Here is a 23929-nt window from a genome sequence, read left to right on the forward strand (position 1 = left end):
GATAAGTCTTGCTGGTCGGCTGGAAGAGGCCCTTCTCCCATGGTCGATAAATGTCGCGCCTTTCCCTGAAATGGGGCCCGGAGGTGGCGGCCGGGCGGGCCCTGAGCAGGGCGGCAGGCAGTTCTTTGTCCACAGGAATGGCCGCTACCGGCAGCTTATCCACAGGCTGTGCGCCGCCTCTGTGGACACGGGAATAGATCAATCCCGTTCCGTGGTCGACCGGGGCGAATCGGGGTTCAAACCACCCTCACACACTCATTCGGGTGGGAATGACTCGCCCCAAAGAGTTGATCGGCGATGCGCGGGTGACACCGTTCACCCTCCGCTCCCCAGCGCGAAACCTGGACCCACAGCCGATTTGTCGACCTTGTCGCGCTGTTCTGTCGACTTGTCCCCAGGTTGCCATCTAGCCCTGTGGATAACTCTGTGGACAGTGGACGAAGCCCTACGCCCGGCCGTCCAGGCAACGAGTCAGCCAGTCGGAGGCAGCCGTGAAGTCCGCTTCGGAGGTTCCCGGCCGTGCAGCCCGTACGTCACTCAGAGCGACGCCGGCGCGCGGATAGGAGCCGAGGAAGCGGACCTGGGGGCAGGTGCGCTTGAGGCCCATGAGGGCCTCGCTGACCCGCCGGTCCGAGATGTGGCCCTCGGCGTCGACGGCGAAGCAGTAGTTGCCGATGCCCTCGCCGGTCGGCCGGGATTGGATCAGCATCAGGTTCACCCCGCGCACGGCGAACTCCTGGAGGAGCTCCAGCAGGGCGCCGGGGTGGTCGTCGGCGAGCCAGAGCACGACGGAGGTCTTGTCGGCCCCGGTCGGCGCGGCGGGCCTGGCCGGCCGCCCGACGAGCACGAACCGGGTCTCCGCGTTCTCCGCGTCGTGGATCTCGGTGACCAGCGGGACGAGCCCGTAGGTGGCGGCGGCGAACTCGCCGGCGAAGGCGGCGTCGAAACGGCCCTCCTGGACCAGCCGGGCGCCGTCGGCGTTGGAGGCCGCCGACTCCCACACCGCATCGGGCAGGTTGGCGCGGAGCCAGTTGCGCACCTGGGGCTGGGCCACCGGGTGCCCGGTGACGGTCTTGACGTCCGACAGGGCGGTCCCGGGACGCACGAGGAGCGCGAAGGCGATGGCCAGCCGCACCTCGCGGTAGATCATCAGCGGCTCGCCGGAAGCCAGCTCGTCGAGGGTCGCGGTGACCCCGCCCTCCACCGAGTTCTCGATCGGGACCAGCGCGGCCGCAGCCTCGCCGTTGCGTACCGCGTCCAGTGCGGCCGGCACCGAGACCATCGGGACCAGCTCCCGGGTCGCGGCTTCCGGCAGCGTACGGAGGGCGGCTTCGGTGAAAGTGCCCTCGGGACCGAGATAGGTGAAGCGCGTGGCCGTCATGTGATCAGCCTAATGCCGGGGTGCTCCACGCCGGGGTGCTGTTCACCCTTCGAGCAGCCGCTGCCCCACGTACTCCCCGGAGCGGGGAGCGGCCGGGACCGCGTAGAGCCCGCTGGATTCGTGCCGGATGAACTCCGACAGCGCGTCCCCCCGGTCGAGCTTCCGCTGGACCGGGACGAACCCGCGCAGCGGATCGGCCTGCCAGCACACGAACAGGAGCCCGGCGTCCGGGGCGCCGTCGGCGCCGATCCCGTCGTGGAAGGAGAACGGGCGCCGCAGCATGGCCGCCCCGCCGTTCTGTTCGGGCGCGGAGATCCGCGCGTGGGCGTTGGCCGCGATGACCGGCTTCCCGTCGGCGCCGATCTTGGTGAGCTCCGGCTCGGTGGTTTCGCCGCCGCCCGTCAGCGGGGCACCGGTGGCCTTGTTCCGGCCGATCACCTGCTCCTGCTGGGCGAGCGACTGCTTGTCCCAGTCGTCGAGGAGCATGCGGATGCGCCGGACGACGGCGTACGAGCCGCCGGCCATCCAGGCGTGCTCGGCCGGACCGGGGCCCGTGCCGGGCACGAAGATGCGCCGGTCGAAATCGGGCTCGGCGGGCTTGGGGTTTCCGGTGCCGTCGATCTGCCCCATGAGGTTGCGGGCGGTCATCGGCGTTCCGGTGGCTCCGGGGGACCGGTTGAAGCCGTTCATCTGCCAGCGGACACGGGCCGCCTGCCCGGCGTCCCGCTGCAGGGCCCTCAGGGCGTGGAAGGCGACGAGGCCGTCGTTCGCGCCGATCTGGACCCACAGGTCGCCGTTGCTGCGCCCCTCGTCGAGCCGGTCGGAGGAGAAGTCCGGCAGCGCGTCGAGGGCGGCGGGACGGCGGGCGGTGAGGCCGGTGCGCTCGAAGAAGGAGTGACCGAATCCGAAGGTGACGGTGAGGGAGGAAGGGCCGGCGTCGAGAGCGATGCCCGTGTCGGAGTCCGGAGCGGCCTTGCCCGCCATGAGCAGCCGTGCGGTGTCGGACCAGCGCCGCAGCAGCGCGGCGGCCTCCGTGCGCCCCGCGCCCGCCACGAGGTCGAAGGCCACGAGGTGTCCCTTGGCCTGCAGCGGTGTGGTGATGCCGGCTTGATGGTCGCCGTGGAAGGCGACCTGCGTGGCGCCGAGGGAGGACAGGCTCCCGGCGGCTCCGCCGGGGGCCGATGTCCCCGCGTCGGTCGCGGCCGCGTGCGCCAGGGCGCCACCGGCTGCGCCGAGCGCGAGTCCCGCGGCGCCCGCGGCGCCGACGGTGCCCAGCAGGCGTCGCCGGGAGATCTCGATGTCGGGGGTGCTCTCGGTCACGCTGCTCAGCCGATCTTCACGGTCTTCTGGACGGTCGTCTGGTCGATGTCGGAGGTACGGACGGTCACGTCGATGCGCCACTCTCCGGTCAGTGGCAGCTGTACTCCGGAGGCCGTCCAGTGCCCCGGAGCGGCGCGGTCGGGAACGAGCGGCAGCGGGCCGACGTCCTTCGCCGGAAGGGTGAACGCGACCTTGATCTCCGGGAGGTCAAGCGGTTGGCCCTCGGGGGAGTCGGCCCAGAGGTGCAGGGTGTTGGCCCCCACCCGACCCGGGTCGAGTTCGAGCCGGACGTCGCCCTTGCCGTTCGGGCCACCGGTGTCGAACGGCAGCGTGATCTTGACCGCGCGGTCCGGCACAGCGGTGGAGGTGGAGCCGCGCCCGGCCTCGCGCTCCATCGCACGGCCCGGTTCGGTGCTGGTGAGCACCGTGGTGACGGCCAGCAGGACCACGGCCACTCCCGCCTCGGCGAGCACCGAGCGGCGCAGTCCGGCGCGATCCGGGTCGGCGTCGCGGACCTGCTTCTCGCGCGCCGTCTCGCGGGCGGCGTGCTGCCGGGCGAGCTGGGCGGCGCGCTTCGGGTCGGCCGGGGAGGTCACGGGGTCCGTTTCACGTGAAACGGCCTCGGTTTCACGTGAAACACCGCCCGTCGTTTCACGTGAAACATCAAGCGGTGCGAGGGTCCGCTCGCCTTTCCGCCCGGCGTCCGACGGCCCGTCGAGCAGCCGACCGGTCCACCGGCGGGACACGTAGGCGATGCCGACCAGGACGGCGACGAGGCCGACCTTGAGGAGCAACAGCCGACCGTAGTCCGTCCCGGTGAGGGCGGACCAGCTGCCGAGCTGACGCCAGGACTGGTACACGCCGGTGATCGCGAGCACCACCACGCTGAAGAAGGCCACCTTCGAGAACCGCCGCACCGCTTCGCGCTCGATTTCCGGAACCTTGTACAGGGCTACGAGCAGGGCGGTGAGACCGCCGAGCCAGGTGGCGACGGCGAGGAGGTGCAGGATGTCCGCCGGCATGGCGATGCCCGGCTGGATGCCGGTGGAGGCGTGCTCGGACAGGGCCCAGGTCGCGGCGATGCCGCCCGAGACCACGGCGCCGCCGATTGCCAGGCCGAAGGTGAGGTCGCTGGTGTCCTTGTCCTCCTCGGCGGTTCCGGAACCCTGCTGACGCCGTGCGTAGACACCGAAGAGGACCGCGATGAACAGGGCGGCGGCGCCGAGCAGGAGCAGCCGGGAGACGAGCGAGGCGCCGGTCTTCGTCTCCAGGACGGTCTTCAGCCCGGCGAGGTCGAAGGCGTCGGCGAACTGCCCGGACCCGGTGTACGGAGTGCGCAGCACCAGCATCGCGAGGGTGGCCGCGGTCAGGGTGACCCAGGCCCGTACGACGAGCTTCTGCAGCGGGCGAGCGGCGGCGCCCCTCCGCCAGCAGAGCAGGATGAAGGCGGCGCCGCCGACGAGGACGGTGAAGCCGGCGTAGGCGGCGTAGCGCGCGATCCCGTACGCGATGCCGACCGGTCCACCCCCGGCCTCCCGGGTGGGGAGCGTGACGTTGGTGGCCGAAGGCGCGCCGATGGAGAAGGTGAAGGCGCCGGAGATCGGGTGGCTGTCGGCCGAGACGGCCTGCCAGGCGACGGTGTACGTGCCGTCGGGCAGGCCGGAGTTCAGGGCGGTGCCGTAGCGGATGATGTGGCCGCTGCACATGTCGCGCAGCTCGCCGGTGTCCACTCGCCTGCCCTGGGGGTCCAGGACGCGGATGGAGTCGTCGCCCATGGCGACCTGCTCCGAGAAGGAGAGCGAGACCTGCGCGGGCGCCGTGGCGACCACCGCCCCTTCCTTGGGGTCGCTCGCGGTGAGTGCGGCGTGCGCCGCGGCCGGGGAGGCCGCGGTGAACAGGCTTGCCAGCAGGGCTGCGAGGACCAGCGCGAGCCGCGGCAGAAGTGCCGTGGCAGGGGCGCGGGCCGCGGAAGGTGCGGGGGCGGTGGCCGTCATGGCGTGTCGGTTCCTCGGTCCGTCAGTGGGCGTTGGAGTTCTGCGCGGTGTACGTCCGTTCCTTCACGTCGAGTTCGACCTTCACGGGGCCGGCCTTCTCGAAGCGCAGCTCGACGGTGACCTTCTCGCCGACCTTCGGAGTGCTCTTGAGGCCCATGAACATGACGTGGTTGCCGCCGCGCTCCAGTCGGAGCTCGCCGTTGGCAGGCACGTCCAGCGACGTGACCTGCTGCATCTTCTGGTCCTTCGTCTCGTGGATCTGGAGATCGTCGGAGAGCGGGGAAGAGGCGCCGGTGAGCTTGTCGGCGGTCGCGGTGCCGTTCTTGATGACCATGAACCCGCCCGCCATCTGGTCGTTGACCGGTTCGGGCATGAAGCCCTGGCTGACCTTCACCGAGGGCTTGTCGGCGTCGGAGGAACAGCCGGATATGGCGAGTGCGGCCGTCAGGGAGAGGGCGACGGCGAGGGTGCGGGTGGTGCGGGCGTTCACGGGTTCTCTCCCTTGATGATCTTCGGCAGGTCCTTGGTGTAGTCGTCCACGGTGGTGCCCTCGCCGTAGAGGACGTAGCCCTCGTCGGTCTTGGGCGAGAACGCGATGACCTGGGCGCCGTGCATGGAGACGACCTTGCCGTCGGGCCCCGTCGTGGCGGCCTCGATACCGATGCCGAGCGAGCGCGCGGCGGCCTGGATGGCGGCGAAGTCCCCGGTCAGGCCGGTGAAGGCCGGGTCCAGGGAGCGAAGCCAGGGGCTGAGGGACTCGGGAGTGTCCCGTTCGGGGTCGGTGGTGACGAAGACGACCTGGAGGTTGTCCTGGTCCGCCTTGGGGAGCGCCTTCTTGGCCACGGCGATGTTGCTCATCGTCAGCGGGCACACGTCCGGGCAGTGGGTGTAGCCGAAGTAGATGAGGGTCGGCTTGTTCTTGGTCTGCTCGCGCAGGTTCCACGGCTTGCCGGTGGTGTCCGTCAGGACGAGTTCCGGCTTGGCGAAGGGGCGGTCCAGAACGGTCGCGGCCTTGGCGTTGTTCTGGCCGCCGGAGATCTGGGTGACCGAACCGGTCTTGGCGGTCTCACCGCCGCAGGCGGTGAGGGTGAGTGCGGCCGCCGCTACGAGAGCGGCGATCGTCACACGAGTGGTGCGCATGAGGAGGTGTCCCTGGGATCGGGGAAAGTACGGATGGTCCGAAGGGCGGTGCCCGTGGGCACGTCAGGTCAGGCGGAGCGGCGGCGCGAGGCGACGCCGAAGGCGACACCGCCGAGCCCGACCACGATGCCCGTGATGCCGAGGGCCCGCGCCGTCGTGTCGGAGCCGTGCTCGGACGCGGCCTCGTCGTGGCCCGCCTCGGCGTCCTTGTCGGCGTTCTTGGCCTCGTCGGCCTTCTTGTCCCCGCCGTCGTGGTGGTCGTCTGCCTTGGCGGCGGTCAGCTTCAGGACGGGCGCGGGGTTCTGCGGTTCCGCGGCGCCTTCCTTGGCCTCCTCGATCCACCGGACGACCTCGCCGTTGTCGTAGGTCTGGATCGCCTTGATGACCATCTGGTCGGCATCCTCGGGGAGCTTGCCGACGGAGAGCGGGAACTGCTGGAACTTGCCGGACTCGATCTTGCCGCCGGACCAGGTCACCTTGGTGACGGCCTTGGTGATCTGCTTGCCGTGCACGGTGAGCGGCTTGTCGAGGTCGCTCGTCTCGACCTTCACGGTCCAGCCGGGGATGTCCTGCGGCATGACGGACGTGAGCGGCTGGTCGACCGGGAAGTTCACCTCGAGCTGGGTGGTCGAGGCGTTGTCGCGCTCGTTGGGGACCTTGAAGTTGATCGTCGCGTATCCGCCCTTGGTGGCCTCGCCGGGCTGCACGCCGACGTGGGCGAAGGCGGGGCCCGACAGGACCAGGACGATACCGGCGGCGAGGGCGGCGGCGAAGGAGACGCGAGAGGTCTTCACGGCAGAAACACTCCACGGAAGCAGGGTGGCGTTGGCTCCGCGCACGGGCGCGCGCGGAGTTCGCGGCACCGGTGCTCCCGCCCCGTTTCCCGGGGAGGGGGGTGCCGCGTCAGGCTGCGAGGACGAGCGCCCCGGGGGGCCCGCGCCTGATCACCGTGTGCTGGAGGGCCACCCGGCCGGTGGCCGGGTCGGGCGCGGAACGTGTCCGACGGGCCTGCGGCGTACGGGAGACCGTGCCCGCGAGTCCGGCGCCGAGGGCGCGTACGAAGGCCAGCGCGGCACGCAGCGCTCGTACGGGGGCGGCATCGCAGGACAGCCGGGACAGTTCGACGAGCCGGAACAGCGCGGCGTCTCCCCGGCCGAGCAGCCAGCCGGCGCCGAGCGCGGCCAGCAGGTGCCCGGCCAGCATGGCCGGGCTGAACAGACCGGTGTCGGGCGCCGCAGCGGCCGCCTGGCCGAGGTGCGCGTGCGCCCCGTGGCCCTGCATCGCGGCCTGCGCGGCGAGCGCGGCCGGATCGAGACCGGCCGTCTCCAGGATCTGCCGGGCGTCAGCGGGGCTGACGGGTACGGAGTTGCCGCCGCACACCAAGCGCGCGGCGAGCATCGCGAGCGAGGCATCGGCGGAACTCGGCGCCTGCGCGGCGGCGGCACCGTGCTGGCCGAGACCGAACAACGCGTGCAGGGCGAGCTGTCCGGCGGTGAGGCCGGCGGCGAGCCCGGGCAGAGTGCGCCGGCGTCCGGCGAGCGGGGCGGCGATCGAGAACACCGCGACGAAGCCGATGCACAGCGACCACCAGGGCACGGTCGCGCAGGATGCCAGGGCGTGCCCGGCCGCGGACAGCACGACGCAGACCGCGGTGAACACCGCGGCCCGGATCAGCCGGAGGCCGACTCCGGCGTGCGTCGCGTGGGGGGCAGTCATGGCCCGGTCATCATCGCACTGCGCTCAGGCCCTCCATACGGCAGGTCCGGAAGGTCCCATGAGTCCCCCTGTGCGGGCGTTCCGCGCACGGCACACGGGGACACCCGGGTCCCGTTACCGCGCGCCACCCCCGCTGCGGTCAGGCCGCCGCACCCGCCCCGCACACCCCGCGGCCCGGGTGCGCCGCATCGGCTGAACGAGGTCAATGCGCGCTCCGTCGGCCGCAGGGCGCTTACCGCCCCCCGCGGAAGGCAATAGGTAACCGTATGAGCATCTGGTGGTCTCTCCACTTGAGGCGCGAAGCCGCGAGCGTGCCGCTCGCCAGGCGACTGCTGCTGGGGACGATGGAGACCGCGGGGGTGGACCCGGACGTCTCCTTCGATCTCTCGCTGGCACTGAGCGAGGCCTGTGCGAACGCGGTGGAGCACGGCGGATGCGGCGGTCTCCCGGACGACGGAGCCGGGGCGTACGACGTCACGGCCTATCTGGACGGGGACTGCTGCCGCATCGAGGTGACCGACTCGGGTCCGGGCTTTCCCGCCGCGACGGTGGCCCGCCGCAGACCCTCCCTGGCCGAGCACGGCAGGGGCCTGCACCTGATCGCGGAACTCTCCGACCACGCGCGCTTCCGCAACCGGCCGGGACGCGGCGCGGTGGTGAGCTTCGACAAGATGCTGAAGTGGCGCGACGGCGCGCTGCTGAAGGTGTCCTAGCCACCCGGCCGCTCACCCGGCCACCCGCTCCCACGCCCGCCCGTACGCGCCGCGGGTACGCCGATGGGCGGGCCCCGTTCGGGGTCCCGCCCACCGGAAGGGTGTCGCGACGGCAGCGAAGCCGCCGGCGGCCGCCGGGGATCAGCCCTTGAGGCGTGCCATCCAGGCCTCGACCTCGACCGAGGTCCGGGGCAGCCCGGCCGACAGGTTCCGGTTGCCGTCCTCGGTGACGAGGATGTCGTCCTCGATCCGGACGCCGATGCCGCGGTACTCCTCGGGCACGGTCAGGTCGTCGGCCTGGAAGTACAGACCGGGCTCGACCGTCAGGCACATGCCCGGCTCCAGCGTGCCGTCGACGTACGCCTCGGTGCGCGCGGCGGCGCAGTCGTGGACGTCCATGCCGAGCATGTGACCGGTGCCGTGCAGGGTCCAGCGGCGCTGCAGGCCGAGTTCCAGGACGCGCTCGACCGGGCCCTCCAGCAGACCCCACTCGACGAGCTTCTCGGCCAGCACGTGCTGGGAGGCGTCGTGGAAGTCGCGGAACTTCGCACCCGGCTTGACGGCGGCGATGCCGGCTTCCTGGGACGCGTAGACCGCGTCGTAGACCTGGCGCTGGATGTCGGTGTACGCACCGTTGATCGGCAGCGTGCGCGTGACGTCGGCGGTGTAGAGGGAGTGGGTCTCCACGCCGGCGTCGAGCAGGAGCAGGTCTCCGGAGCGGACGTCGCCGTCGTTGCGGACCCAGTGCAGGGTGCAGGCGTGGGGGCCGGCGGCGCAGATGGAGCCGTAGCCGACGTCGTTGCCCTCGACGCGCGCGCGGAGGAAGAAGGTGCCCTCGATGTAGCGCTCGGACGTGGCCTCGGCCTTGTCGAGGACCTTCACGACGTCCTCGAAGCCGCGGACGGTGGAGTCGACGGCCTTCTGCAGCTCGCCGATCTCGAAGTCGTCCTTCACGGCGCGGGCCTCGGAGAGGTAGACGCGCAGTTCCTCGTCGCGCTCCTTGGTCACCTTGTCGGTGAGGGCCGACTCGATGAGGGAGTCGTGGCCGCGGACCTGGCGCACCGGGCCCTCGGCCTCGGTGAGGAACTCGGCGAGCTCGCGGACGTCCTGCGCGGGGATCCCCAGCAGCTGCTCGGCCTCGGTGAGGGAGTGGCGCCGGCCGACCCACAGCTCGCCCTGGCCGGACAGCCAGAACTCGCCGTTCTCCCGGTCGGAGCGGGGCAGCAGGTAGACGGCGGCGCTGTGGCCGCTCTCCCCGGTGGGCTCCAGGACCAGGACGCCGTTCTCGGTCTGGTCGCCGGTCAGGTACGCGTACTCGGTGGAGGCGCGGAAGGGGTACTCGGTGTCGTTCGAGCGGGTCTTCAGGCGACCCGCGGCGACGACGAGGCGCTCGCCCGGGAAGCGCGCGGACAGCGCGGCCCGGCGCGCGGCGGTGTGCGCGGCCTGGGGGATCGGCTCCAGGCCGTGCAGCTCGGTGTCGGCCCATCCGGTGCGCATGCTCTCGGCAAGTTCGTCGCTGACGCCCGGGTACAGACCGTTCTTGCGCTGCTTGTGCTTCTTCTTGGGCTGCTCTTCTTCCGGGGTCTCCGGGGTGAGCTCGTCAGCCACGTCTTCTCCTCAGCTACGACAGGCACGGACCTGGGTGTGGACCTCATCCATCGTATGTGTGAGCGGAAGGAGCCCGGAGGGCATGTGCCATATCACTCAAATCGGGCGGCGAGCAGGACGATGTCCTCGGGGAGGTCGGCCGGCTCCCGCTCGGGCAGCACGGTCCGCAGGATGTGGTCGCAGAGTGCCGCGGGATCGTCCCGAACGGCCCGGGGAACCCCGGCGGCGGCCGCGTGCAGCCGGGCGTAGGCCCGGTCCATCGGGTCGCCGGTGCGGCGCAGCAAGCCGTCCGTGTAGAGCAGCACCGTTTCTCCGGGAGCGGGCTCGATCTCCACGCTCGGCGCCTCCCAGCAGGACAGCATCCCGAGCGGCGCGGAGAGCGAGGTCTCCACGTACTCGGTGCGCCGTTCCCCGATGAGCAGCGGCGGGGTGTGTCCGGCCCCGGCCAGGATGATCTTCCGCTGGGCGGGCTCGCAGTACGCGAAGAGGGCGGTGGCCGAGCGCGCGGGCTCGGTCAGGCGCAGCAGCAGCTCCAGGTCGGACAGGACCGCCACGGGGTCCTCGCCCTCCATGACCGCGTAGGCGCGAAGGGAGGCGCGCAGCCGGCCCATCGCGGCGACGGCGCTGGGTCCGGACCCGGTGACGGAGCCGACGGCCAGCCCGAGGGCGCCCTCGGGCAGCGGCAGAGCGTCGTACCAGTCCCCGCCGCCGCGCGGGCCGGTGTGGTGGCGGGCGGCGAGCTGGACCCCGGGGATCCGCGGCAGCCTGCTGGGCAGGAGTTCCTCGGCGAGGGTGGCCAGGCTGGAGCGGGAGCGCTCCACCTCCAGCATCCGGGCCAGGTGTTCGGCGGCGTGCCGTACGTACAGTCCGGCGAGGTCGCGCTGGCGGTCGCTCGGCTCGGCCTGCTCGTCGTAGAGCCACACGGCGGCGCCGAGCCGGCCCGTGGCCTCGGCGGCGAGCGGCAGCGCGTAGCTGGCGGCGTACCCGAGGCGGGCGGCGACTTCGCGGTGTCGGGGGTCGACGGGGGCGGCGAAGCCGCCGGTGCCGGCGGGCGCACCCGGCTCGGGGAGCACCTCGGAACCGCCCTCGGCGTCCGGGAGCCCGTCGAGGATGCGGCCGTACGAGGTCGCGCTGCGCGGCACCGTCTCGATGTGACCGAGGTCGGCGTGGCCGAGCCCGAGGCCGATCGTCGCGGTGGGGCCCAGCCCGTCGGAGGGCTCCAGGACGATCAGGCCGCGGCGGGCGCCGACGAGGGCGGCCCCGGCGCGCAGGAACTCGCGGAGGGAGGAGTCGAGGTCGTTGGCGCGGGCCAGGCGCTCGGTGAGCTCGTGGAGGGTGGTGAGGTCCGAGACCATGCCCGCGAGCCGGTCCTGGATGAGGCTGCCCGGGGCGGGCGCGGGCACTGCCGCGGGTGCGCTCCGAGCGGGTGCGGGCGCCGCAGTGTGCGGTGACGCCGTAACTGCCGGATCGATTCCAGCCACTTTCGGCAGATGCGGGGCGCTCATGGCGTCCGCCTTTCCACCTGGTGCGATTCGCCATATAGCATCGCAAACCCCCAGATCGTGCTGCGCCGCCTTCAAGGAATCCACATCTACACGCACACGTGGATGCATGTCCAGCATTGCCCAGGTGCCAATTCTGGTGTTCGCGGAACGGCAACTCACGGTCGAGCCAAGGCTAGAACTTGGCCGGAAAAAGATGGAACCCGACGGTTTTTGCGGTCGACTGGGCGAGCTCCACCGGGGGCCCGGGTACGTACTCGGCAGCGCCCGGGGCCAGTTGACGCCTCCCGACGGCCATCCGTCGGTCATCAGGCAGCGTCGCGGCACCTTCGTGGCGACGCCCCGGCGGGTGTCGGGAACCGCCCGGCGCGGGCCGTCGTCCTTAACGGCGGCAGCCGGTCTGGGTACCGGTGTGGGGCGCGCGCTCCGCCCCCGTCGGACGTTCGGCGGACCACGAGGAAACTGCGCGAACGGTGCGAGCAGTGCGAACCCGCTTCTGGTGAACGGTGCGGACAGTGACGCGAAACATGTACGTGCGGTGAGACATCGGTTACATGGTGTCATGTGGCCCTCGGCGTTCAACGGAAAGGAACGAGCGCTCATGCGCGAGATCCTCGGAAGGCGTCTCCAGCGGCTCCGCGATCGGTTTCCATCCCTGCGTCCGGCCCCTGGGCGCGGTGGCGCGCCGGATCTCCTCGGCGCCGCGCTGCACTGCGCCACCACGTGGCAGTGGCCCGTCCTGCCCGGCATCGGCCGGTCGGCCGCGGACGGATCGCGGTGTGCCTGCCCCGACCCCGATTGCGTCGTTCCCGGCGCGCACCCCTTCGACCCGGGGCTGCTCGCCGCCACCACCGACCCCCGGATGATCACCTGGTGGTGGACCAACCGGCCCGCCGCCCCCGTGCTGCTGGCCACCGGGGGGACCGCCCCGTGCGCCGTGAGCCTGCCCGCGGCCGCCGGCGCGCAGGCCCTCGTACGGCTGGACGCGCAGGGTCTGCGGCTCGGGCCGGTGGTGGCCTCGCCCACCCGGTGGTCGCTGCTGGTGGCGCCGTACTCCCTGGAGCGGCTCGGCGAACTGCTCTACGCGAAGGACCACGTGCCGTCCTCGCTGCGCTTCCACGGCGAGGGGGGCTACGTGCTGCTGCCGCCCTCGGTCGCGTCCGGCGGCGGCCAGGTCCGCTGGGAGCGGGAACCGCGCCCGGAGCCGCAGCCCCGGGCCCGGCCCCGGCTGACGCGCGCCCCAGCGGCGGAGGGTGCGGCGCGGACCCCCTGGCTGCCCGAGATCGAGGCCGTCGTGGATGCGTTGGTCGAGGCGAGCAGCAGCGCTCCGGGCGGCGGCAGCAGGCTCGCGTACTGACCCGTCCGGGATCGGGCGGATCACTCGTACGGGTGCCAGCGGAACGAGTTTGCACGGGAATTGGGCGCGGGGCTCTCCGCGCCCCATTCCCGGATCGCTATCTTCGGCGAATGAATCTCCGCCTGATCGGTATCGGCGCCGGTGTGCTGATCATCCTGTCGCTCCCGCTCGCCGGTGCGATCGCGGGCCCGGATATCGCCGGTCAGGACGACGGGAAAGGCGGCGGTCTGCTCTCGACGCTCGGGCTCTCGGGCCCCCCGCGCACCGCGTCCGCGCCGTCCTCGGGACCTGCCTCGTACGGCGGGGGGCGTCCCGGGCCGGCCGAGCAGCCCCGTACGGACTCCCGCTGCGGGCCCGAGGTGTCCTCGCCCCACGGCGTGGAGGCGCAGACCTGCGTACTTGTCGGCGAAGGGCGTACGTGGGGCCGCAGTTACTACCGCAACACGAGTGGTCGCGCGCTCGACGCCGTGCTCACCGTGATGGGTCCGGCCGGGCGAACGGTGCAGATCCGGTGCGCGGTCGGGGCGGGAGACGAGCCCGGGCTGTGCGAGACACCGAGGGACGACTCCGCCGGGACGCCGGAAAGCTACTCGGCCGTAGCGGAGTTTGCAGTTCCGGATGATGAAGGCGCGTTGCTGCTGCGGTCCGGGAGCAACTCACCGGCACCGTCAGACGGTTGAGAACCGCCGAAAATCAAGCGCCCGGTCGCTGGCGACGGGGGATGCACCAGCGACCGGGCTACAAGAACGGTAACAAGAGATCGCCTGTTCGCAAATTCGATCTCTGATATTCAGACAGCGATTTGCAGACGATTAGCGGGAGTTGTGACTCCGGTCACCGGTCCCGCAGGGCTCCCGGGGTCAGCTGAGGGTCACCTGGCGGTTGGTGAGCCCGCCGCGCGCCCGGCGCTCCTCGGTGGTCAGCGGGGTGTCCGTGGCCAGGGCCGTGGCGAGTCGCTCGGCGAGCTCGGCGGCGGGCTTCTCGACGTCGTCGGCCGTCACGCCGGTGGGCAGGTCCCAGACCGGGACCATCAGGCCGTGCGCGCGGAAGGAACCGACCAGCCGGGTGCCTTCGCCCAGCGAGGAGGTGCCGGCGGCGTGCAGGCGCGCGAGTGCGTCGAGGAGCTTCTCCTCGGGGTGCGGCATGACCCAGCGCAGGTGGTTCTTGTCCGGGGTCTCGCACCAGTAGGCCGCGTCCACGCCGGCCAGCTTGACGGTCGGAATGGCCGCCGCGTTCGCGCGCTCCAGGGAGGCGGCGATCTCCGGGGAGGCGCTCTGCGCGCTCTCCGATTCCGGAATCCAGAATTCGAATCCGCTGTGGACAACCGGCTCGAAACCGCCGTCGGCGTCCAGGAGGTCCTGAAGTCGCGGGCCCTCTGCAGGAACCCGGCGGGCCGGAACGGGAGTACCCGGTTCCGCGGCGAGCGCGCGCTCCAGGGTGTCGGCCATGTCGCGCCCGAGGTCCCCGGTGGAGGATTCGTTCTGCAGGCCCAGCAGTACGGACCCGTCCTCGCGGCGCAGCGCCGGCCACGCCAGGGGCAGTACGGTCACCAGCGTGACGGACGGAACGCCCTCGGGCAGACCGGCCTTGAGGGTGAGCGGCACGGTGGCCGCGGGAACGAGCTCGCGCAGCGCGACCCAGTCGCACTCGCCCGGCAGGCCCTCGAAGGGGCGCTGCACGTGCTCGGTGACGGCGTGCGCGGCGGCTGCGCCGTGACACGCCTTGTAGCGGCGCCCGGATCCGCAGGGGCAGGGCTCGCGAGCGCCCACCACCGGGATCTCACCATTGTTGAGCTGCGGCTTTGCAGTCTTGGCTGCGGGGCGCTTCTTGGCCATCGTGGGTGTCTCCCGGTTGCGGCGGTACGGCGTCGTGTCTGGGCGCGAGCCTAGCCGTTCGTACCGCCGGAACCGGTGGGTGCGGCCGGGAGCGCGGTCGGCATGCGCTCCCTGACGGCCGCTTCTGTCGAGGGCCGTTCCGTTCTCCGCGCCTTCGGGTGCGGGTTGATGTCAGCTGCGGTCGGTTGTTGTCGGTTCCGGGTCCGCCGTCAGGGAGTCGAGCTCGCCGAAGGCCGTGCCGAAGTCGATCGCCGGGGGCGCAACGCGCGTAGCGAAATCGTCGTGCCGGGCCCCACAGGCAACGACCACCCAGACGGTGACCTCACCCGCCGCTCCGTCCCGGACACCCCAGGTCTGTGCCAGGGCGCTGATGATGTTCAGCCCCCGTCCGCCGCGGGCGGTGACCGAGGGTGTGGCCGGGATGGGGCGAGTGGGCCCGCCCCCGTCCGTGACCTCGACCGTCAGCCGGCCCGTCCCGTCGATGCGCCATGCGGCGCGTATCTCCCCGTCGCCGATCTCCCGCGAGCCCAGCGGCCTGCCGTGTCGACAGGCGTTGCTGAGCAGTTCGGAAAGGATCAGTACGACATCGTCCACGACCGATTCGGACACCCCGCAGAGGCGCAATTCCTCGCGCATCCGGTGCCTCGCCTCGCCCACGCCAGCAGGGCCATGGCGTACGACCATGCACGACGACGTGGGCACTTCTTGTGCCACCACCAACGCCACCCCCGGAACCTCCTTAGCCCCACGCATGGTCTGGATGCCCCATTGGCCTGGACCGGAAACCGCCGTAGCGGAGGCCTCTGACGCACTCACGGCGGTCGAATGCGGAGCGGATGCGCCGGTGCACTCCCTGTGATCGAAGTGCTGGTGGGGACAGGGGTGCAAAACGGGACGTCAGCGTCCCAGCTGTGACAGAACCTGTCGGGGCCTGTTCGTGATGATTGCTTCCACACCCAGATCAGCGCACAGCCGAACGTCTTCCGGATCGTTCACCGTCCACACGTGAACGGAGTGCCCCGCGGCCTGAAGCTTGCGGATGAAGGCGGGATGGTTGCGCACGATCCGCATCCCTGGGCCGGCGATCTGCACGCCGTCGGGCAGCCGCCCGTCCCGCATGCGGGGCGAGATGAACTGCATCAGGTACACCGTCGGAACGGTGGGAGCGGCCGCCCGCACCCGGTGGAGGGAGCGCGCGGAGAAGCTCATGACCCGGACCGGGTGCGGGCCCGCGGCGGGCGGGGCGTCCAGGCCGAAGCGCTTGAGGAGGAAGAGGAGCCGCTCCTCCACCTGTCCGGCCCAGCGGGTCGGGTGCTTCGTCTCGATCGCCAGCTGGACCGGGCGCCCTGCGTCGGAGACCAGCTCCAGGAGGCGCTCCAGCGTGAGGACCGAGGTCCGCTCGGGGTCGGAGTCCCAGTCCGGGGACTCCTCGCGGTCCTTCCACGAGCCGAAGTCGAGTGCGGCGAGATCGGCCAGCTCCAGGGCCGAGACGGCGCCGCGGCCGTTGGACGTGCGGTTCACCCGGCGGTCGTGGACCAGGACCAGATGGCCGTCGGCGGTGAGCCGTACGTCGCATTCGAGGGCGTCGGCGCCGTCCTCGATGGCCCTGCGGTAGGCGGCCAGGGTGTGCTCGGGGGCGTCCTCCGAGGCGCCGCGGTGGGCGACGACCTGGATGGGGAGCGGCGTTGCGTGGGTCACCGGGTCATGGTGCCATCGAGCGGGCGCGGGGTGGCGGGACCGGGTCCTGTCGGGCGTCCGAAATGTCAGATATAAAGAATGCGGGGAGACTCACAGGTCCGGCTTACAGTGCTCTGACGGGTCATGGGAAAGGCTTTGCCCAGGAACTTGTACGGCACGTCGAACGTTCAGTCGGACCGATATCGCCAGAGATTGCCGAAGCCGTGTGTGACGAGGAGAGAGCGCTGTGAGCAACGAGAACGAGGGCACCGCGGCCCCCCAGCACCCCGCGGCCCCGTCCGTACCACCTGCTCCGGCCTCCGAGACGCAGGCTGCGGCCCCGGCGCCGCAGCCCGCTTCGGCGCCGGTTCCGCCCGTCTCCGAGCCGGTGACCCAGCAGCTTCCGCCGACGACCCCGCCGGGGACCGAGCCGACGCAGCAGATCCCGCCCGCCCCGGCGCACCCCGCCCCGGCGTACGGCCAGCCGCCGGCTCCCGCGTACGACCAGGCCCCCCAGGGCCAGAACCACGGGTACGCCCAGGGACCGCACGACCAGGGTCCGGCGTACGGCCAGGGCCCCGGCCCGGCCGCGCACGGCGCCGAGGGATGGCCGCCCCCGCCGCCCACCGTCCCGGCCTACAGCGGTGGCGGCCACGGTGGGGGCTGGGGCGCCCCGCTGGGCGTCGACGGCACTCCGCCGCCCAAGCCGAAGGGCAAGGGCGGCCTGATCGCCGGCGTCCTCGTCGCGGCCCTGCTCGCGGGCGGCATCGGCGGTGGCGTCGGCTACTGGGCGGCCGACCGGAGCAACAACGGCACCGGCTCGACCACGATCAGCGCGGGCAACACCCCCAAGGACCTCAAGCGCGAGGCGGGCTCGATCGCGGGGCTGGCATCCGGCGCGCTGCCCAGCGTGGTGACCATCGAGGCCTCGGCCGGCGACGGCGAGGGCGGCACCGGAACCGGCTTCGTCTACGACCAGCAGGGCCACATCCTCACCAACAACCACGTCGTGGCCTCCGCCGCGAACGGCGGCAAGCTCTCCGCCACCTTCTCCGACGGCAAGAAGTACGAGGCCGAGGTCGTGGGCCGCGCCCAGGGCTACGACGTGGCGGTGCTCAAGCTGAAGAACCCGCCGGCCGGCCTCAAGCCGCTGCCGCTCGGCGACTCCGAGAAGGTGGCGGTCGGCGACTCCACCATCGCGATCGGCGCCCCCTTCGGCCTGTCGAACACGGTCACCACCGGCATCGTCAGCGCCAAGAACCGCCCGGTCGCCTCGGGTGACGGCTCCGGGAGCAAGAACTCCTACATGAGCGCCCTGCAGACGGACGCCTCGATCAACCCGGGCAACTCCGGCGGCCCGCTCCTCGACGGACGCGGCGCGGTCATCGGCATCAACTCCGCCATCCAGTCGGCCGGCAACGGCGGCTTCGGCGGAGGTCAGGCCGGCTCGATCGGCCTCGGCTTCGCCATCCCGATCAACCAGGCGAAGAACGTCGCCGAGTCGCTGATCAAGACGGGCAAGCCGGTGTACCCGGTGATCTCGGTCTCCGTGGACCTCCAGGCCAAGACCGCGGGCGCCAAGATCTCCGAGCAGGGTGCGCCCGCCAACGACCTGGTCGACCCGAACGGCCCGGCCGGCAAGGCAGGCCTCAAGCCCGGCGACCTGATCACGGAGTTCGGCGGCAAGCCGGTCGACAGCGGCCCGACGCTCATCAGCATGATCTGGACCTACAAGCCCGGCGACACGGTGAAGCTGACCTACCAGCGCGACGGCAAGCCCAGCACGGTCGACATCACGCTCGGCTCGCGGGTCGGGGACAAGTAGCCGGCGGGACGAACAACCAGGGGACCAGCGGCCGTCGGCGGGAGCTGACGGTGGCGCGTTGGGAGGGGCCGCAAGCGGGATTCCGCCTGCGGCCCCTCCCAACGTCCGCTTATGCTTCGCTCGTGTTCGATTCCCGGCACATAAGGACGTTCCACACGGTCGTGGCCTCCGGGTCCTATTCGGCGGCTGCCCGCGTCCTGGGGTACACCCAACCCGCCATCACCCAGCAGATGAAGGCGCTCGAACGTGCCGTCGGCACCCCGCTGTTCACCCGGGTCGGCCGCCGCATGCAGCTCACCGAGGCGGGGGAGTCCCTGTCCCGGCACGCCGTGAGCATCCTCGGCAGCCTCTCCGCGGCCGAGGCGCAGCTGAAGGCGTACGCCCGCCTGCGCACCGGCCGGGTCCGGCTGTGCGGGTTCCCCAGCGCCAACGCCACTCTGGTTCCCGAGGCGCTGAGCGGCCTGGACAAGGACCATCCCGGCATCCAGGTGGAACTACTGGAGGGAGAGCCACCGGACTCCCTGCGCAGGCTGGAGCGCGGGGAGTGCGACATCACGCTGGCCTTCACCTATCCGGGGCTGCACGAGGAGATCCCGGACGAGGTCGCCGAGGTCAGGCTGCTGGAGGACCAGCTGACGGTCCTGCTCCCGACCGGCCACCCACTGGCCCGGCGGCGCGCCGTGCACCTGGCCGACCTCGCCGGGGAACGGTGGATCGCGGGCTGCCCGCGCTGTCGGGCGAACCTGCTGCACGAGTGCGCCGAGCTGGGCTTCGTACCCGACATCCGCTTCGCGACCGACGACAACCTGGTGGTGCAGAGCCTGGTGGCGCAGGGGCTGGGCGTGGCGATGATGCCCGCGCTGGTGCTCCCCTCGCTGTCCCTCAACCGGGTCTGCGGGCGGGCGCTCCAGCCCGCTGCCCGCCGCCACATCGCCGCCTACGTCTACCGGGACCACCTGCGCGTCCCGGCGACCGCGGTGGTGCTCGACGCGTTGAAGCGGGTCGCGGCGAACAGGGTCGGATGCTGACCAACCCATAAGCGGTGCTTGGGTTTTCGGGTCACAACTGTCGTTGGACGTGATGGGACGTCCGCAGGACCCTGCCGACATGACCACCACCACGCCGGCCCCTCCCACCACGAGGATGGCCGCCCTCGTCAGTGAGATCCGCACGGTCGTGGACCGCGGCCTGGCCCCCGACCTGACCGCGTACCTGGTCGGTGAACGCCTCGCACCGCACCTGGGCGCTCCCGACCTCTTGACCCCGGCCCAGAGCGAAGGCTCCCCGGACCGGTACCGGCAGCACATCCTGCACGCCGAGTCCGACGGCAGCTTCTCGGTGGTGGCCCTGGTGTGGCTGCCCGGCCAGGAGACCTGCATCCACGACCACGTGTCGTGGTGCGTGGCCGGCGTGCACCAGGGCGAGGAGAGCGAGCGACGCTACCGGCTGGCGCCCGGCGTCGGAACGGCCCGGCTGGTGGCCACGGAGGACGTGGTCAACGGGCCGGGCGAGGTGTGCGGTTTCGCCCCGCCCGGTGACATCCACCAGGTCCGCAACTCCTGTTCCACCAAGGCGATATCCCTCCACGTGTACGGCGCCGACGTGTCCCGCCTGGGCACCAGCATCCGCCGCTCCTACACGCTTCCCGTCGACTGATGGCGCTCCTCCACCGCCCCCAGGGGGCGCCGGCGGCCCGCACTGTTTCACGTGAAACACCGGGCCCCTGGACCGGCCTGGCGGCAGCCGCCGGCGGTGCGCTGGCGGCTTGGGCCCTTCACCGGGTGCTGCCCGCGGTGCCGATGCTCACCGCCGCCGTGGTGCTGGGCATCGCTGCCGCGCACCTGCCGGGCCTGCGGGGCTTCGTGCGGGGATCCGCCCGCCCGGGGCTCTCGCTGGCCGGCCGACGGCTCATGCGGATCGGCATCGTCCTGCTCGGCCTCGGACTGGGCTTCGACCAGGTGCTGCGGCTGGGGTGGGCCACGGTGGCCATGGTCGCCGGGGTGGTCGCGGCCACCTTCTTCGGCACGCTCTGGCTGGGCCGACGACTCGGACTCCCGGGCGACCAGCCGCTGTTGATCGCCACCGGATACTCGATATGCGGAGCCTCGGCGATCGGTGCGGTCAGCGAGGTGTCGGGCAGCGACGAGGAGGACGTGGCCGCCTCGGTGGCGCTGGTGACCCTGTGCGGCACCCTGGCCATCGCGGTCCTGCCGCTGCTCCAGAGCCCGCTCGGGCTGTCCGATCCCGCCTTCGGGCGCTGGGTGGGGGCGAGCGTCCACGACGTCGGCCAGGTGGTGGCGACCGCGCAGACCGCCGGCCCCGGTGCGCTCGGCGAGGCGGTCCTCGTCAAGCTGATGCGGGTGGCGCTGCTGGCTCCGCTGGTGGCGGCCGTGGCCTTCTCCGTACGGGCCCGGCGGCGCGGGATCCGCACCGCTTCGGGGCGTCGGCCGGCTCCCGTACCGCTGTTCGTGGCCGGGTTCCTGGCGGCGGCCGCGCTGCGGGCCACCGGGGCGCTGCCCGACGCGGCCCTGGAGTGGGCGCACACCGCGCAGGAGGCGCTGCTGGCGGCAGCCCTGTTCGGGCTGGGGAGCGCGGTGCACCTGCCGACCCTGGCCCGTACCGGGGGGCGGGCGGCGGCTCTGGGGCTCGGAGCCTGGGTGGTGGTGGCCGGGGCCTCGTACGTGGGCGTACTGCTGACCCTATGACCCTTGCGCGGCACGGAGTTGGCCAATCGGTGGCCAGAACCGACCGAACGGTCCGACTGCCTCCTGACATCGACGCGCGGCCGTGCCACTCTGCCCCGGCAAGCCGCACCGCGCAGAGCCGATCCGCACCGACCGTTCTTCACCCCCACCCTGCCCCGGTCCGGGCACGGCAGAAGGAGTCCTGCGTGAATCGTCATCGCACCGTCTTGTCCGTCGTCTTATCTGCGGGGGCCCTGATCGCGGGCGCCCTGACCGCCGCGGCCCCCGTGGCCGCCGCAGACACCCCCGTTTCCGCGTCCTCCCAGCAGCACACGCCGGGCTTCTGGACCGCCGAGCGCATGCGCGGGGCGGCCGCGCTCGACATCACGGCGGTTCCCGGCCCGTCCCGTGTCCCCGTCGCCTCGGCCGGGGCCCGTCCCACGGCCATCGCGCCGACGGCCGCGTCCGCCGGGTCCCGCACGGTCTCCCCCACCGCCTTCCCGCAGGCGGGAGGTGCCTGGACGAGTGGCGGCGCGGTCGTGAAGACCTCGGGCCGGGTCTTCTTCACGATGGGGAGCCGGACCGCCTCCTGCTCCGGCGGCTCGATCACCAGTGCCAACGGCAGCACGGTCATCACGGCCGGCCACTGCGTGAAGTACCAGGGGGCCTGGCACACGAACTGGGTCTTCGTTCCCGCCTACAACAACGGCGCTGCGCCCTACGGCCAGTGGTCGGCGACCAAGACGTTCGCCACCGACCAGTGGGCCGCGAGCGAGGACATGAACATGGACGTCGGCCTCGCCGTCGTCGCCCCGCTGAACGGCCAGACCCTCACCCAGGCCGTGGGGGCACAGGGCATCCTCTTCAACGGCGGCTACAACAAGAGGATGTACGCCTTCGGCTTCCCGGCCGCGGCCCCGTACGACGGCACGAAGCTCGTCTACTGCAGCGGCAACAGCGGCAAGGACTTCCTCCTGACGAAGGACCACGGCCTGGCCTGCAACATGACGGGCGGCTCCAGCGGCGGCCCCTGGTTCCAGGACTTCGACGAGGCGACCGGCCTGGGCACCCAGGTCTCGGTGAACAGCTTCGGCTACACCTTCCTGCCGAACCGCATGTACGGCCCGTACTTCGGCAACGAGGCCAAGGCGGCCTACGACAAGGCCCAGACCGCCTGATTCCGCAGCCGCCCCGGCGTCCTCCACAGCCCGGTACTCTGTACCGGCCAGGTGGGTTGCCCGAGCGGCCTAAGGGAACGGTCTTGAAAACCGTCGTGGCAGCGATGTCACCGTGGGTTCAAATCCCACACCCACCGCCAGGTGAGTGAAGTAGCAGGTCAGAGGGCGTGATCCCGATCGGGGTCACGCCCTTTGGCGTGTGCCCCGGCGGCTCCGTGGCGTCCTGCCGGTCGCACGGCGGGGTGGGCGGATCCCCCGGTGAAAACGGTGCCTCCGAGGGCCTCGGTACTGCCGGGTCACCATGCCCGCAAGTCGGTGGGGCGGGCGGACGGGGCGCCTGGCCCGGGGGGCCGCGAAAGCCCCCTTGGGCCTTTTGAGTGGTGTTTGTCGGAAGATCGGCGCGCGTCGTGGGGGTCGTGCGGTTGCGGCCACATCATGACGAATGTATTCAGATCCGCCCGTCAGAACATCGCGAAATGAGGCACCCGTCATGGCTCACCGCAGCACCGTCACCTCGATCTGGACCGCCGTCCTCGCCGCACTCGTGGCACTCCTCGCGTCCCTCGGCCTCGGCGGAAAGGCGGCCCCGGCGGTCGCCGGCGTCTCCGCCCCCGCCGTGCCGGCCACCACGGCCGCCACCGAGCGCCGGACGGCGGTGACGGCCCGGCGGACCTGGCGGGCGATGATGCGGGGCGGTTCGCTCCCGCCCACCATCAAGCAGCGGATCCGCGCCGAGGCGCACGGCAAGACCCCGTCCGTCCGCCGCTCCACCACCGCCGCCGCCATGGGCGCCGGATCGGGAACGTCCGCTGCGGTCCAGACCCCCGGCGGGTCCCTTGCCGCCGGAGCTCCGATCGCAGCCGGATCCCGTACCGGCGCCGCCCGGGAAGCGCTCGCGCTCGCCGCGTAGGTCCCCGTGGCCGACACCGGCCGGCAGTGGATCCGGTGGTTCGGGCGTACGCGCCGCCACCGAGCAGGAACGCGAGCGACAGTACGGCGCGAGCCTGAGAGTGAACGAGCATCAGCAGGTAGCAGGTAGCAGGTAGCAGGTAGCAGGTAGCAGGCAGACGGACAGACAGGCAGACAGGCAGCAGGAGTACGCGCCGAATCCGGCGCGCGAGGACGTGCGTGAGCAGGAGTAGCAGCACCCACAGCATCAGCGGGAGCAGATAGCGGCACTGGCAACAGGCGCTGGAGCCCGGTCACTCGTGGCCGTGGATCGCGCCGAGGTGCCCCAGGACTGGGGCACGGATGGATCACCCCGGCGGGCGCCGGGGGCGCGCAGGGGGCGCGAAGCTTGGTATCGCAGGGCCGCATGCCCGGGAGACGGTGGGTTCCCGGACGGCGCGGCCCTTTTCGGCATGTCCGGGACACGCCGATCTGGCGGAACGCTTCATCCCTTGTGCGGCAAGGGTTTCACCGGGCTCCAGGGCGTTGAGCTGGGGCATCGAGGGCGTGAATGAGGTTTATCCGATGTTGGTCATACTTGCGGGGGAATCGGGGGCTCCGGGGTGGTTCGCCGGGGATTCGGTGGGCAACTCTGGTCCCACGACGTCGTCCCACACGAACGACCGGGGCAGCAGGCCAACTGCCTTGGGGCAAGTCCCACTTCGGTTTTCTGGAGGATTCAGACATGGCAAGCATCCGTACCGCCCGCGTCATCGCCGCTGCCGCCGCTCTCCCCCTCGCCGTCGCCCTCTTCGGCGGCGTGGCCTCGGCCGACAACGGCTCCCTCGCGAACGACGGATCGAATGCGAGCGCCGCCGGCATCGTCGGCAGCGGCGTGGGCGGCAGCAACCTCGGCAACTCCTCCACCTCGCAGCAGGTGGCCACCGGTGCCGGCGCGTCGAACCAGAACAACACCGCGCAGGTCAACGGCTCGGCCTTCACCGCCATCCATCAGAGCAACTCGAACGTGGCGGTCAACTTCCATCCCTGGTGGTGACCGCGGCCTGAGCCGCTCCGACTGCTGAGGGCGCCCGTGCGACCGGACCGGCTG

Annotated in this window: 21 protein-coding genes, 1 tRNA gene and 1 pseudogene; 11 read left to right on the forward strand and 12 right to left on the reverse strand. The window is 71.7% G+C overall.

Annotated elements, in window-relative coordinates; translation table 11 throughout:
• Positions 1–445 precede the first annotated feature (445 nt).
• From pheA to ACZ6S8_RS09920, 7 genes are all read right to left on the reverse strand, one after another.
• Complete coding sequence (gene pheA / locus ACZ6S8_RS09890; RefSeq protein ID WP_469454131.1) at positions 446–1381, reverse strand: prephenate dehydratase; 936 nt, start codon at positions 1379–1381, stop codon at positions 446–448.
• A 42-nt stretch (positions 1382–1423) separates the two neighbouring features.
• The gene (gene efeB, locus ACZ6S8_RS09895) at positions 1424–2701 is read right to left on the reverse strand and encodes an iron uptake transporter deferrochelatase/peroxidase subunit (RefSeq protein ID WP_469454133.1); all 1278 of its coding nucleotides are present in this window, start codon (positions 2699–2701) and stop codon (positions 1424–1426) included.
• Positions 2702–2706: 5 nt separating this feature from the next.
• On the reverse strand, positions 2707–4695 hold the full coding sequence (locus ACZ6S8_RS09900) for a copper resistance CopC/CopD family protein (RefSeq protein ID WP_469454135.1): 1989 nt from the start codon (positions 4693–4695) through the stop codon (positions 2707–2709).
• Between the two features lie 22 nt (positions 4696–4717).
• A complete protein-coding gene (locus ACZ6S8_RS09905; RefSeq protein ID WP_469454137.1) occupies positions 4718–5185 on the reverse strand; it encodes a copper chaperone PCu(A)C in 468 nt (155 codons plus the stop codon).
• Positions 5182–5835, reverse strand: a complete 654-nt coding sequence (locus ACZ6S8_RS09910; protein ID WP_469454139.1) for an SCO family protein — start codon at positions 5833–5835, stop codon at positions 5182–5184. Before ACZ6S8_RS09910 ends, ACZ6S8_RS09905 begins: the two co-directional genes overlap by 4 nt.
• Before the next feature lie 68 nt (positions 5836–5903).
• Positions 5904–6629, reverse strand: coding sequence for a YcnI family copper-binding membrane protein (locus tag ACZ6S8_RS09915; RefSeq protein WP_469454141.1), 726 nt, complete (start codon positions 6627–6629; stop codon positions 5904–5906).
• 109 nt (positions 6630–6738) lie between these two features.
• Complete coding sequence (locus ACZ6S8_RS09920) at positions 6739–7551, reverse strand: hypothetical protein (RefSeq protein WP_469454142.1); 813 nt, start codon at positions 7549–7551, stop codon at positions 6739–6741.
• Positions 7552–7817: 266 nt separating this feature from the next.
• Between ACZ6S8_RS09920 and ACZ6S8_RS09925 the strand changes: the two genes are divergently transcribed.
• Positions 7818–8264, forward strand: a complete 447-nt coding sequence (locus tag ACZ6S8_RS09925) for an ATP-binding protein (protein WP_469454144.1) — start codon at positions 7818–7820, stop codon at positions 8262–8264.
• Between the two features lie 141 nt (positions 8265–8405).
• On the opposite strand, the gene ACZ6S8_RS09930 is transcribed toward ACZ6S8_RS09925, so the two are convergent.
• Together ACZ6S8_RS09930 and ACZ6S8_RS09935 are read right to left on the reverse strand one after the other, a co-directional pair.
• The gene (locus tag ACZ6S8_RS09930) at positions 8406–9872 is read right to left on the reverse strand and encodes an aminopeptidase P family protein (RefSeq protein ID WP_469454146.1); all 1467 of its coding nucleotides are present in this window, start codon (positions 9870–9872) and stop codon (positions 8406–8408) included.
• 92 nt (positions 9873–9964) lie between these two features.
• A complete protein-coding gene (locus tag ACZ6S8_RS09935) occupies positions 9965–11494 on the reverse strand; it encodes a PP2C family protein-serine/threonine phosphatase (RefSeq protein ID WP_469454147.1) in 1530 nt (509 codons plus the stop codon).
• A 481-nt stretch (positions 11495–11975) separates the two neighbouring features.
• Here ACZ6S8_RS09935 and ACZ6S8_RS09940 point away from each other — a divergent pair, with 481 nt between their 5' ends.
• Together ACZ6S8_RS09940 and ACZ6S8_RS09945 are read left to right on the forward strand one after the other, a co-directional pair.
• Positions 11976–12731, forward strand: a complete 756-nt coding sequence (locus ACZ6S8_RS09940; protein ID WP_469454149.1) for a bifunctional DNA primase/polymerase — start codon at positions 11976–11978, stop codon at positions 12729–12731.
• A 110-nt stretch (positions 12732–12841) separates the two neighbouring features.
• The gene (locus ACZ6S8_RS09945) at positions 12842–13411 is read left to right on the forward strand and encodes a hypothetical protein (RefSeq protein WP_469454151.1); all 570 of its coding nucleotides are present in this window, start codon (positions 12842–12844) and stop codon (positions 13409–13411) included.
• A gap of 180 nt (positions 13412–13591) precedes the next feature.
• Here ACZ6S8_RS09945 and ACZ6S8_RS09950 read toward each other — a convergent pair whose 3' ends face one another.
• The 3 genes and pseudogenes from ACZ6S8_RS09950 to ACZ6S8_RS09960 form a co-directional block, all read right to left on the reverse strand.
• On the reverse strand, positions 13592–14566 hold the full coding sequence (locus ACZ6S8_RS09950; RefSeq protein WP_469454153.1) for a DUF5926 family protein: 975 nt from the start codon (positions 14564–14566) through the stop codon (positions 13592–13594).
• A gap of 171 nt (positions 14567–14737) precedes the next feature.
• A pseudogene (locus tag ACZ6S8_RS09955) lies at positions 14738–15378 on the reverse strand (ATP-binding protein).
• Between the two features lie 85 nt (positions 15379–15463).
• Positions 15464–16264, reverse strand: a complete 801-nt coding sequence (locus ACZ6S8_RS09960; protein WP_469454155.1) for a glycerophosphodiester phosphodiesterase — start codon at positions 16262–16264, stop codon at positions 15464–15466.
• Between the two features lie 226 nt (positions 16265–16490).
• On the opposite strand from ACZ6S8_RS09960, the gene ACZ6S8_RS09965 reads away from it, so the two are divergent.
• The 8 genes from ACZ6S8_RS09965 to ACZ6S8_RS10000 all read left to right on the forward strand — a co-directional run bounded on the left by ACZ6S8_RS09965 (position 16491) and on the right by ACZ6S8_RS10000 (position 23875).
• Entirely contained in the window at positions 16491–18068 is a 1578-nt protein-coding gene (locus ACZ6S8_RS09965) for a S1C family serine protease (protein ID WP_469454156.1), read from the forward strand.
• Between the two features lie 122 nt (positions 18069–18190).
• Positions 18191–19096 (forward strand): LysR family transcriptional regulator, encoded by a 906-nt coding sequence (locus ACZ6S8_RS09970; protein WP_469454159.1) that lies wholly within the window; start codon positions 18191–18193, stop codon positions 19094–19096.
• A gap of 79 nt (positions 19097–19175) precedes the next feature.
• Complete coding sequence (locus ACZ6S8_RS09975; RefSeq protein ID WP_469454160.1) at positions 19176–19724, forward strand: cysteine dioxygenase family protein; 549 nt, start codon at positions 19176–19178, stop codon at positions 19722–19724.
• Entirely contained in the window at positions 19724–20773 is a 1050-nt protein-coding gene (locus ACZ6S8_RS09980) for a YeiH family protein (RefSeq protein ID WP_469454162.1), read from the forward strand. Before ACZ6S8_RS09975 ends, ACZ6S8_RS09980 begins: the two co-directional genes overlap by 1 nt.
• 185 nt (positions 20774–20958) lie before the next feature.
• Positions 20959–21930, forward strand: coding sequence for a trypsin-like serine peptidase (locus ACZ6S8_RS09985; RefSeq protein WP_469454164.1), 972 nt, complete (start codon positions 20959–20961; stop codon positions 21928–21930).
• Between the two features lie 50 nt (positions 21931–21980).
• A tRNA-Ser gene (locus ACZ6S8_RS09990) sits at positions 21981–22070 on the forward strand.
• Between the two features lie 350 nt (positions 22071–22420).
• Positions 22421–22840 (forward strand): DUF6344 domain-containing protein, encoded by a 420-nt coding sequence (locus tag ACZ6S8_RS09995; RefSeq protein ID WP_469454166.1) that lies wholly within the window; start codon positions 22421–22423, stop codon positions 22838–22840.
• A gap of 723 nt (positions 22841–23563) precedes the next feature.
• A complete protein-coding gene (locus ACZ6S8_RS10000; protein WP_469454168.1) occupies positions 23564–23875 on the forward strand; it encodes a hypothetical protein in 312 nt (103 codons plus the stop codon).
• Positions 23876–23929 lie beyond the last annotated feature (54 nt).

The organism is Streptomyces sp. NPDC048461 (genome assembly GCF_055587105.1).